Source organism: Massilia sp. 01N417 (genome assembly GCF_056399645.1).
The window spans coordinates 1-11,376 of the sequence record NZ_JBFTRS010000043.1; the positions used below are offsets into that span (position 1 = coordinate 1).

Annotated in this window: 7 protein-coding genes and 1 rRNA gene; 6 read left to right on the plus strand and 2 right to left on the minus strand. The window is 65.1% G+C overall.

All coding sequences use genetic code 11. The features are described from left to right. The 3 genes from AC1DOQ_RS26560 to AC1DOQ_RS26570 form a co-directional block, all read left to right on the plus strand. Positions 1 to 1,351 (plus strand): 23S ribosomal RNA (locus AC1DOQ_RS26560); the annotation flags it as partial. Between the two features lie 156 nt (positions 1,352 to 1,507). After that, positions 1,508 to 2,989, plus strand: coding sequence for a DUF2868 domain-containing protein (locus AC1DOQ_RS26565; protein WP_477371296.1), 1,482 nt, complete (start codon positions 1,508 to 1,510; stop codon positions 2,987 to 2,989). After that, positions 2,986 to 4,443, plus strand: a complete 1,458-nt coding sequence (locus tag AC1DOQ_RS26570; RefSeq protein ID WP_477371299.1) for a GTPase domain-containing protein — start codon at positions 2,986 to 2,988, stop codon at positions 4,441 to 4,443. The genes AC1DOQ_RS26565 and AC1DOQ_RS26570 overlap by 4 nt, the downstream gene beginning before the upstream one ends. Here the strand turns inward: AC1DOQ_RS26570 and AC1DOQ_RS26575 are convergent. Next, positions 4,440 to 6,557 (minus strand): TonB-dependent receptor family protein, encoded by a 2,118-nt coding sequence (locus AC1DOQ_RS26575; protein ID WP_477371302.1) that lies wholly within the window; start codon positions 6,555 to 6,557, stop codon positions 4,440 to 4,442. The genes AC1DOQ_RS26570 and AC1DOQ_RS26575 overlap by 4 nt on opposite strands. A 222-nt stretch (positions 6,558 to 6,779) precedes the next feature. On the opposite strand from AC1DOQ_RS26575, the gene adh reads away from it, so the two are divergent. Further along, a complete protein-coding gene (adh, locus tag AC1DOQ_RS26580) occupies positions 6,780 to 8,300 on the plus strand; it encodes an aldehyde dehydrogenase (protein WP_477371305.1) in 1,521 nt (506 codons plus the stop codon). 8 nt (positions 8,301 to 8,308) lie between these two features. Further along, positions 8,309 to 8,686, plus strand: coding sequence for a DUF779 domain-containing protein (locus tag AC1DOQ_RS26585; protein ID WP_477371308.1), 378 nt, complete (start codon positions 8,309 to 8,311; stop codon positions 8,684 to 8,686). On the opposite strand, the gene AC1DOQ_RS26590 is transcribed toward AC1DOQ_RS26585, so the two are convergent. Beyond that, complete coding sequence (locus AC1DOQ_RS26590) at positions 8,679 to 10,565, minus strand: sigma-54-dependent Fis family transcriptional regulator (RefSeq protein WP_477371311.1); 1,887 nt, start codon at positions 10,563 to 10,565, stop codon at positions 8,679 to 8,681. The two genes, AC1DOQ_RS26585 and AC1DOQ_RS26590, sit on opposite strands and share 8 nt — an antisense overlap. An 81-nt stretch (positions 10,566 to 10,646) precedes the next feature. On the opposite strand from AC1DOQ_RS26590, the gene AC1DOQ_RS26595 reads away from it, so the two are divergent. Continuing rightward, a complete protein-coding gene (locus AC1DOQ_RS26595; RefSeq protein ID WP_477371314.1) occupies positions 10,647 to 10,919 on the plus strand; it encodes a hypothetical protein in 273 nt (90 codons plus the stop codon). The last annotated feature ends 457 nt before the right edge of the window (positions 10,920 to 11,376 follow it).

Consider the following 11,376-nt stretch of genomic DNA (forward strand, 5'->3'; position numbering starts at 1 on the left):
CTGCGAAGCAATCGGAAGTGGTTCCAAGAAAAGCCTCTAAGCTTCAGTCATACGAGACCGTACCGCAAACCGACACAGGTGGGCGAGATGAGTATTCTAAGGCGCTTGAGAGAACTCGGGAGAAGGAACTCGGCAAATTGGTACCGTAACTTCGGGATAAGGTACGCCCCGGTAGCTTGACYRCTTTACTGYRGAAGGGTGAAAGGGTTGCAATAAACTGGTGGCTGCGACTGTTTAATAAAAACACAGCACTCTGCAAACACGAAAGTGGACGTATAGGGTGTGACGCCTGCCCGGTGCTGGAAGATTAAATGATGGGGTGCAAGCTCTTGATTGAAGTCCCAGTAAACGGCGGCCGTAACTATAACGGTCCTAAGGTAGCGAAATTCCTTGTCGGGTAAGTTCCGACCTGCACGAATGGCGTAACGATGGCCACACTGTCTCCTCCCGAGACTCAGCGAAGTTGAAATGTTTGTGATGATGCAATCTACCCGCGGCTAGACGGAAAGACCCCATGAACCTTTACTGTAGCTTTGCATTGGACTTTGAACCAATCTGTGTAGGATAGGTGGGAGGCTTTGAAGCGGGGACGCCAGTTCTCGTGGAGCCATCCTTGAAATACCACCCTGGTTTGTTTGAGGTTCTAACCTTGGCCCGTRATCCGGGTCGGGGACAGTGCATGGTAGGCAGTTTGACTGGGGCGGTCTCCTCCTAAAGTGTAACGGAGGAGTTCGAAGGTACGCTAGGTACGGTCGGACATCGTGCTAATAGTGCAATGGCATAAGCGTGCTTAACTGCGAGACCGACAAGTCGAGCAGGTACGAAAGTAGGACATAGTGATCCGGTGGTTCTGTATGGAAGGGCCATCGCTCAACGGATAAAAGGTACTCTGGGGATAACAGGCTGATTCCTCCCAAGAGTTCATATCGACGGGGGAGTTTGGCACCTCGATGTCGGCTCATCACATCCTGGGGCTGTAGCCGGTCCCAAGGGTATGGCTGTTCGCCATTTAAAGTGGTACGTGAGCTGGGTTTAAAACGTCGTGAGACAGTTTGGTCCCTATCTGCCGTGGGCGTTGGAAATTTGAAGGGGGCTGCTCCTAGTACGAGAGGACCGGAGTGGACGAACCTCTGGTGTACCGGTTGTCACGCCAGTGGCATTGCCGGGTAGCTAAGTTCGGAAGAGATAACCGCTGAAAGCATCTAAGCGGGAAACTCGCCTTGAGATGAGATTTCCCGGAGCCTTGAGCTCCTTGAAGGGTCGTTCGAGACCAGGACGTTGATAGGTCGGGTGTGGAAGTGCAGTAATGCATTAAGCTAACCGATACTAATTGCCCGTACGGCTTGTCCCTATAACCTTGGCAGTCAGCCAGGGTACGATGACAGCTGTTTGTTGACACAACAGATCTTTTCTGCGTGCCTGAAACCGCTTTCTGGTCCTGCAATCCGTCGACCCGTACCGATTTGCGGCACAATGCAGCTGTTGTCTAACCATCAAGGCAAACAGCATGAAAGAACAGGTTGCGAGGAAGGTCACCCTGGTCCGCGCCATCGAGACCGCGGATATCAAACACGAAGTCCTGAGCGACGACGACCGCATGTACGCCAGCCGCAGCGCGCGCGAACTCGCGCAGTGGTCCGCAGCCGACAGCAAGTCGGAACTCACGCTCGACCATTTCCTGGAGCAGCGCTCCGAGCAGATCCTCAAGCGCCTCGCCGAGCGCACCCCCGCTTTCCGCACTTTCCTGAACCGGCGCCCCTTGCTGCCCATGCTGTCGGCGCTGCTGCCCTTGCTCGCACTGATTGCCGGCGCCGTCATCGACCACATCGCCGATCCGCACCGCGTCGACCTGCTGTCGGCGCCGCTCCTCCTGATCATCGGCTGGAACCTGCTGGTCTATGTGATCCTGCTGGCCTGGCTCCTGGTTCCTTCGAAGCGCACGGGATGGGTCGGGCCCGAGTGGATGCGCAGGCTCAGCGTCGGCAAGGCACGATTGCCGCGCAAGCTGCCGGCGCCGCTCGCGGCCGCCCTCGGCGAGTACGCGCTCGACTGGACCCAGCTCTCCTGGAAGCTGAACCACGCGCGCCTGAGCCGCACGGTCCACCTGTCGGCCGCCGCCTTCGCGCTCGGGGCCATCATCTCGCTGTATGCGCGCGGCCTGCTGACGCAGTACGCCGCCGGCTGGGAGAGCACCTTCCTCGACGCCAGCCAGGTGCACGCGCTGCTGTCCTGGCTGTTCGCGCCGGCCTTGTTCCTGTTCCCGATCGAAGGCTTCAGCGTCGCCGACATCCAGGCCCTGCGCTTCGTGCAGGAGCCATCGAGCGCCGGCGGCGCGCGCTGGGTCCACCTGTATGCCGCGACCCTGCTGCTGGTGGTGATCCTGCCGCGCCTGGTCCTGTTCCTGTTTGCCGGCTGGCGTGCATCCCGCCTCGCGCGGCGCTTTCCGCTCGACCTGCAGCAGCCCTACTACGCAAAACTCGCCGACCACATCGGCGCCGGCCGCGGTCCGGTGACCCTGCGCGTGCTCCCGTACAGCTTCACGCTCGACGAACGCCGCGACCGCGGCCTGTCGGCAATCGCCGCCGCCATGTTCGGCGAGCAGACCCGGGTCATGCTGCGGCCCTCGCTGCCCTACGGCGAGGATCCGAAAGCCGTCCTGCAGGAGCTGCGCCCGGACACCGTCGACGCGACCGTGACCGCAGTCCTGTTCAGCCTGGCCGCCACGCCCGAGCAGGAAAACCACGGCGCGCTGCTGGCCGCGATTGCGCGCCAGCTGCCCGGCGGCGTCAGTGCGCTGGTCGACGAATCGGCGCTGACCGAACGTGCGATGAGCCAGGACGGCGTCGATGCGCGCCTGGCCGAGCGCACCGCCCTGTGGCGGCAGTTCTGCACCTATCACCAGGTGCCGGTGACCATCGTGAACCTGCTGCAGCCTGAAAAGTACGCGGCCGGCAGTCAAGGCCATGCCGCCGCGACGGGGGTACGATGAGCGAGGGAGTCAAGGTCCAGTTCGCGCTCGTTTCGCATACCAATAACGGCAAGACCACGCTCGCGCGCACCCTGGTCGGCATGGACGTCGGCGAGGTGCGCGACGCCGCCCACGTCACGACCTTCTCGGAAGCCCACGTGCTGCAGACCACGGAGCAGGGCGACAGCCTGCTGCTGTGGGACACACCCGGCTTCGGCGACTCGGTCCGCCTGCTCAAGCGGCTGGCGATGTCGGGGAATCCGATCGGCTGGTTCCTGCGCGAGGTCTTCGACCGCTACCGCGACCGTCCGTTCTGGCTCAGCCAGCACGCCTTGCGCGCCGCGCGCGACGAGGCCGACGTCGTGCTCTACCTGGTGAATTCGAGCGAGCATCCGCGCGATGCCGGCTACCTGCCGGCCGAGATGCGCATCCTGGAGTGGCTCGGCAAACCGGTGGTGGTCCTGCTCAACCAGCTCGGGCCGCCGCGGCCGTCGGCCGAGGAACAGGCCGAGCAGGCGCTATGGAAGCAGCACCTCGACCAGTACCCGGTCGTGCGCGAGGTGCTGGCCCTCGACGCCTTCGCACGCTGCTGGGTGCACGAACACGTGTTCTACGAAGCCGTCGGCAAACTGGTCCCGGAACCGAAGCGCGCCGGCTACGGCCGCCTGCGCGCGGCCTGGGAGGCGAACAACCTGGCCCGCTACCACGACTCGCTGCGCATCACCGCCGGGCAGCTGGCGGCCGCGGCGCGCGACAGCGAAGCCGTCCCCGAGGAAAACGGCGGCCTGCTGCAGTCGGCACTGAAGGCGGTCCGTCTCGGCAAATCCGATGCGCGCCGCCAGGAAGCGGCGATGGCGCGGCTGGTCGAGCGGCTCGAAGAGAGGATCGCCCAGTCGACCACGCGCCTGCTGACCCTGCACCGTCTCGATCCCGGCCAGGCGGCCCGCATCAATGCGCGGGTGCGCGACAACTTCAAGGTCCGTGCGCCGCTCGACAAGACCCAGGCCGGCCTGCTCGGCGCGGTGGTCTCGGGCGCGGCGACGGGACTCTCGGCCGACCTGATGGCCGGCGGCCTGACCTTGGGTGGTGGCGCACTGCTGGGGGCGATCGTCGGTGCGCTGACGATGGCCGGCGCGGCCTGGGGCTTCAATACGACCACCGACCGCAATCACCCGACGGTGCAGTTCGCGCCGCCTTTCCTGCGCACGCTGATGGTCGGCAGCATCCTGCGCTACCTGGCGGTCGCCCACTTCGGACGTGGACGCGGGAATTTCGTCGAAGGAGAGGCACCGCCGTTCTGGCAGGCGGCGGTGGAGGAGGCCCTGCAGGCGCATTGCCCGGATACGGAGCGCTTCTGGGCGGAGGTGCGCACGCAGGAGGAGAAGGACGCCGGACGCCTGTACGGCCTGCTCGTCAGGGTCGTCGACGACGTGCTGGCACGCCTCTACCCCGGCGTGCACATCCCCGCCGCCTAGAAACGGTACTGCATGCTCGCGCCGAGCACCCAGTTGCGGCCCGGCGCGGCTTCGTAATAGCGGCGGTTGCTGTCGCCGACGATCACCGAGCCGATGTAGTTGCGGTCGAACAGGTTGTTCACGCGCGCATACTCCTTCAGCCGCCAGGAGCCGAGCTGCTGCTGCGCCTGCACCCGCAGGTTGGCGATCATGTAGCCCGGCGCCGGATTGGCCTGGTTGGCGTCGTCCGGATACATCCTGGTGTTGGCGATGGTCTCGAACGCGGCGCCGTAGCGGTCGGCGCTGTCCTTCCAGCCGAATTCGCCGTACAGGCTGGCGTTCGGCACGCCCGGCAGGCGGCTGCCCGCGAGGACGCTGCCGAAGCCCTCGTCGTACACGGCGCGCAGCACGCTCAGGGCCAGCCTGGCGTTCCAGTTGCGCCGCCATTCGGCGTCCAGCGACAGTTCTCCGCCCTGGCGCAGGGTCGCGCTGGCGTTACGGTAGCTGGTGCGCCCGCCCGACGAACTGTCGACCACGAGTTCGTCGCTGGTCTTCACCTGGAACACCGCTGCATTGATGCGCACGCCGTCGAGTGGCATGGCCTTCACGCCGAATTCCAGGTGGGTGCTCCGGGCCGGCGCCAGCGAAAAATTGAAGCCGCCACCCAGGCCCGAATAAAACACCTCGTTCAGGGTCGGGGTTTCGAAGCCGCGCGCCGCGCTGGCGTAGACGTTCAGGCCCGGGTTGATCTTGTACAGCAGGCCGAGCAGCGGCGTCGTGTGGCGGTAGCTGACGCTGCCGCTGTCGTTGCCGTTGGAGAGATAGCGGTCTTCGACGTCGAAATCGACCCGGCTGTGGCGCAGGCCGGCGCTCAGCACCCAGGGGCCGCGCTCCCATTCGAACTGTGCGTAGGGATCGAGGTTCTTGACCTCGTCCTTCTCGTCGCGGCGCAGGCGGCCCTGCACGCCGAACTGGGTGCCGACGAAGTTCTCGTAGCCCGTACGGTCGTCGTTCGAAGCGCCGGCCTCGATGCCGACGGTGGAGCGCAGCGTGCCGTCGAGGAGGGGACGGGACATGGTCCAGTTGGCGTCGATGCCGTGGAAGTCGCGCTGGAAGTCGACCACGCCGCCCGAATGGCTGGGCGGCGCCTGGAAGGCTTGCGAAAAGGCCTGGTACTGGATCACACGGCGGTTGCCGACATAGGCCGTCACGCGCAGCCGGTCGCTGCCGAAGCGCTGTTCCCAGGTCGCGCCCAGCTGCTGGTGGTCGATGCTCTTGCGCGTGTCATAGCGTTCGGCGAAGGTGCGCTGCGGCGTGCGCGGATCGCTGGTATCGATCTCGCCCGCGCGCGGGTCGCGCTGCCAGGTGGCCCAGGTGGCGCCGAGCGGATCCTGGGTATCGTCCTGGTTCAGTGCGCCGGCGACCAGGGTCAGCTTGCTCGTCGTGCTCGGCGCGAAGGTGAGCTTGGCATAGGCCTGGTCGCGCCGGGCCGCGCTGTGGCTGCGGTAGCCGTCGGTGTCGAAGCGCGAAGCGTCCAGCAGGTAGCCGACGCCGCCGGCGCTGCCGCTCGCGTTCAGGTCGGTCTTGCGGCTGCCGTAGCTGCCGCTGCTGACGTTCAGTTCGACTTCCGGCGCAGCTTTCGGCTCGCGCGTAAACAGCTGGATCACACCGCCGGAGTGGTTGCCGTACAGGGCAGAGAAGGGACCGCGCAGCACTTCGATGCGTTCGGCCAGGTCGAGGTCGAAGGTGGCGGCCTGGCCCTGGCCGTCGGGCATGGTGGCCGGGACACCGTCGGCGATCAGGCGCACGCCGCGCACGCCGAAGGCCGAACGGGCACCGAAGCCGCGCGAAGAGATCTGCAGGTCCTGCGCATAATTCTGGCGGTTCGCCGCCACCAGGCCCGGCACTGCGGACAGGGCCTCGGACGCGTTGACGCGCGGTTGGCCGGCGCCGATGCGGTCGGCCCCGATCACGTCGATCGAGGCCGGCAGGTCGAAGCTGAGTTGTTCGGTGCGGCTGGCCGTCACCACGACGACCGGAACAGCCGCGTTCGCGTCGGCATCGGCCAGGGCGAACGGCATATAGGTAGCGGACAGCGCCGCGATGACGCTCGAAGCAAGGGTGTGACGTTTCATCTTTTCTCCGTTATTCCGGCACGAACTATACCTGCCGGACGGGAATCCCGTTGTCCGCTTGCTCATTCGCACTGTGTCAATCTGGAGCAGGTGTCACACCAGGTGGCGCAGCTCCGGCCGGCCTTGTTCACGTCTTCCCCTCTTGGCGATGCCGCCCGAGGGCTGGCATGGCGCTTGCGAGAGTAGGGGTTCCACACAACCACAACGAAACCAGAGGATGACATGAATCTTGCAGACATCAGCAAACTCGGCGTTGCCAATCCCTTCCGCCAGCGCTACGACAACTTCATCGGCGGGGCCTTCGTCCCACCCGTGAAGGGCGAGTACTTCGCCAACGTGACGCCGATTACCGGCCAGCCTTTCTGCGAGGTGGCGCGCTCGAGCGCGGAGGACATCGACGCCGCGCTCGATGCCGCCCATGCCGCCAAGGAGGCTTGGGGCAAGACCTCGCCCGCCGAACGCGCCAACATCCTGAACAAGATCGCGGACCGCATGGAGCAGAACCTCAAGATGCTCGCGACCGCCGAGACCATCGACAACGGCAAGCCGATCCGCGAGACCATGGCGGCCGACATCCCGCTGGCGATCGACCACTTCCGCTACTTTGCCGGCTGCATCCGCAGCCAGGAGGGCGCGATCTCGACCATCGACCACGAGACCTATGCCTACCACTTCCACGAGCCGCTGGGCGTGGTCGGCCAGATCATCCCCTGGAACTTCCCGATCCTGATGGCCGTGTGGAAGCTGGCACCGGCGCTGGCGGCCGGCAACTGCGTGGTGCTCAAGCCCGCCGAACAGACCCCGGCCTCGATCATGGTGCTGATGGAGCTGATCGCCGACCTGCTGCCGGCCGGCGTGATCAACATCGTCAACGGCTATGGCCTGGAAGCCGGCAAGCCGCTCGCGTCCAGCAAGCGCATCGCCAAGATCGCGTTCACCGGCGAGACCGGCACCGGCCGCCTGATCATGCAGTACGCAGCCCAGAACCTGATTCCGGTGACCCTGGAGCTGGGCGGCAAGTCGCCGAACATCTTCTTCGAAGACGTGATGGCGGCTGACGACGAGTTCTTCGACAAGTGCCTGGAAGGTTTTGCGATGTTCGCGCTGAACCAGGGCGAGGTCTGCACCTGCCCGTCGCGGGTGCTGGTGCAGGAATCGATCTACGAGAAGTTCATGGAGCGCGCGCTGGCCAGGGTCGAGAGCATCAAGGCCGGCAATCCGCTCGACGCGAACACCATGATCGGCGCCCAGGCCTCGCAGGAGCAGCTCGAGAAGATCCTGTCCTACCTCGACATCGGCCGCCAGGAAGGCGCCGAGGTGCTGGCCGGCGGCGAGCGCGCCACCCACGAGGGCGACCTGTCCGGCGGCTACTATGTGCGGCCGACCGTGTTCAAGGGCGACAACCGGATGCGCATCTTCCAGGAAGAGATCTTCGGCCCGGTCGTCTCCGTCACGACCTTCAAGGACGAAGCCGATGCCCTGCGCATCGCCAACGACACCTTGTACGGCCTGGGTGCCGGCCTGTGGACGCGCGACGGCAGCCGCGCCTTCCGCGTCGGCCGCGCGATCCAGGCGGGCCGGGTGTGGACCAACTGCTACCACCTGTACCCGGCGCACGCGGCCTTCGGCGGCTACAAGCAGTCGGGCATCGGCCGCGAGAACCACAAGATGATGCTCGAGCACTACCAGCAGACCAAGAACCTGCTGGTGAGCTACAGCCCGAAGGCGCTCGGCTTCTTCTGAGGACCGCCATGGTCACGCCAGTCGACCGCGTGACCGCGACGCCGGCCGCACTCGCCTTCATCGGCGAGCTGCGGCAGCGTCACGGACCGCTGATGTTCTTCCAGTCCGGCGGCTGCTGCGACGGCAGCGCGCCGATGTGCTATCCGGCGGGAGAGTTCAACCTGAGCGACACCGACGTCTGCCTGGGCAGCCTGGACGGGACGCCCTTCTACATGGGCCAGGAGCAGTTCGCCTACTGGGAGCACACCCAGCTGATCATCGACGTGGTGGCCGGTAACGGCGGCATGTTCTCGCTCGATAACGGCACCGGGCGGCGCTTCCTGACGCGCTCACGCCTTTTTACGGACGAGGAGTGCGCGCTGCTGCGCGGCCAGCCGGTCAGCTAGTCCTCGGCAGCTTGCGATAAATGGTGTTGCGCGACACCCCCAGGGCGCGTGCGGCGGCGGAGACATTGCCGCCGTGGGCATCGAGGGTGCGCAGGATGGCGCTCAGCTCCAGTTCGTCGAGCCGGCCGGCGGCCCCGGTGCGGGCCGTCGCCGGGGCTTGCGCTTCGACGGCAGCGCAGGCCTCCGCCGCCTCGTCGAGAAAATCGTCGGGCAGGTGGTGCAGGCCGATCTCGTCCTCGTCGCCGGCCATCAGGCTTGCTGTGCGCAGCAGGCTGGCGAGCTGGCGCAGGTTGCCGGGCCAGGCGTGGCGCCTGAACAGGTGCAGGACCTCGTCCGCCACGCGCCTGCGCCGGGTGCCGCCCGCCAGCATCGTCGCCACGAGGGCATCGAGATCGCCGCGCTCGCGCAGCGGCGGCAGCTTCACCACCAGGCCGTTCAGGCGGTAATACAGGTCTTCGCGGAACAGGCCATCGGCGATGCGCTTGCGCAGCTCATGGTTGGTGGCGCAGACCAGTTCGACGTCGACCGCCAGCTGCCGCGATCCGCCCAGCGGCATCACCTTGCGCTCCTCGAGCACGCGCAGCAGGCGCGCCTGCAGGGCGAGCGGCATGTCGCCGATCTCGTCGAGGAACAGGGTGCCGCCGTGGGCCTGCATGATCCTGCCGGCGGCGCCTTTCCTGCGCGCGCCGGTGAAAGCGCCTTCCTCGTAGCCGAACAGCTCGGATTCGATCAGCGCTTCCGGAATCGCTGCGCAATTCACTGCGACGAAGGGACCGCGCGCACGCGGCGAATCCTGGTGGATGGCCTGGGCCAGCCATTCCTTGCCGGTGCCGGTCTCGCCCATGATCAGGATCGGCACGCCCTGGCCGAGGACCTTCCCGACTTTCGCGATCGACTGCGCCAGCCGGGCATCGCCCGTGTTCAGGGCTTGCAGCCGGGAGCGCGGCTGCGGCGCGGCGGGCATGTCGCGCGCCGGCGCTGCGGGGGCGGGCAGGGCGGGGGTGTCGTTCAGCAGCTGCACACCATGCTTGAGGCGCAGCTCGGCGCGGCCGCGCACCCGCACGCCGTTGTGCATGCACAGGTCGAGCAGCCCCGGCGCCGCGCTGCGGTAGTGATCGTAGAGGCTCGACAGCGGCAGGCCGAACAGGGAACTGAAGGTCTGGGCCTGCAGGGCCGGCGCGGACAGGCCGAGCTGGAACAGGCCGTTGCGGTTGGCCGCCAGCAAGCGGCCGCCCGGTGTGAAGGAGGCGATGCCTTCCATGAGCGTGCCGATGAATTCCGGGCGGGTGTGGAAGTGCAGGGTGATCGCGTTCTCGTAGGCGGAGGCGAACAGCTGGTTCTCGATCATCAGCGCCGACATCCGCACCAGGGCCATGGTGTGCTTGTGGAAGCTGCGCCGGTCGCCGCTGACGTCGAGCACGCCGATCACCTTGCCGCGGTGGTCCACGATCGGTGCGGCCGAGCAGGTGAGGAAGTGGTTGGCCGTCAGGTAGTGCTGGTCGGCGTGCACGATGGTGGGAGCCTGTTCGGCGATGGCGGTGCCGATCGCATTCGTGCCCTTGCTCTCCTCGGACCAGTCGACGCCCGGCGTGAGGGCGACACGATTGGCTTTTTCCATGAAGTCGGCATCGCCCAGCGAGTGCAGGATCACGCCGCGGGCATCGGTCAGCAGCACCGTGTTATGCGTGTTGGCGATCTGCTGGTACAGGGTCTCCATCGCCGGCAGCGCGTGGCTGTACAGCATGCGGTTCTGCTCGACCAGGGCCGAGAGGGCGGAAACGGACAGGGGATCGAAGTCGGGATGGACGTCGGCACGCAATCCGTAATGCTGGGAACGGCGGTGCGAGCTGGCGATGGTTGCCGGCAGGTGATAAGTCATTCCATGTCTCCTGGTTGGCCCTGGACCGCGGCTCTATCGCTGGAAGTCGACTATTGGCTAATGTAGCACGCAAGCGAGCGCTTGCTCCATCGTGTTCGTTTCATTCCTGTTCTCCAAAGCGCCGTTGTAAATACATGGCGCTGCTGCGACCAGAAAAGACTGCTGGACTGGCAGGGACGCTATCGCTTCACCAGGGCGATCACGCTGCGCCTGGGTGTGAAGAACCTGCTCGACAGGCAGTCGCCGCTGTCGCTGCGCGCTTCTTCTGGCCACCAGGTCGGCTATGACCCGCGCTATGCCGATCCGCTCGGCCGCCAGGTCTATGTGACGGGTAACTACAAGTTCCAAGGCTAGCCTTTCTTGTAGCGGACAGGACGGCGGACGAAAGTCCGCCGTCCTGTTGCTTTATCGACGCCGCTTGCGCCGCGGAGGGCTTGCGCGCCGATATTCCGTTTGCTATAGTGCGCGTCCTGCTTCTGCAGCGCACCGTCGAGATTCAACAACGAGTGCACACTGCGAAAAAGGATGAGTTGACGAGGTAAGCGAAACACGGCATAATCTCACTTCTCTGCTGCTGACGAACAAAACGATTCGCCGGATGCAGCAAGGCAGTACCGAATACGATCTTTAACAATCAACAGTCGATAAGTGTGGGCGTTTGATGAGGTGCCAGCATCCTTCGGGGTGCTGAATGCTTAAATTATCAAATGTTCACAAAAAGTATAACGTTGCTCAGCAATGAGTAACGGTCAGTATTTTGAGTGGGCGACATGACACGCAAGTGTCAAAACAGAGATTAAACTGAAGAGTT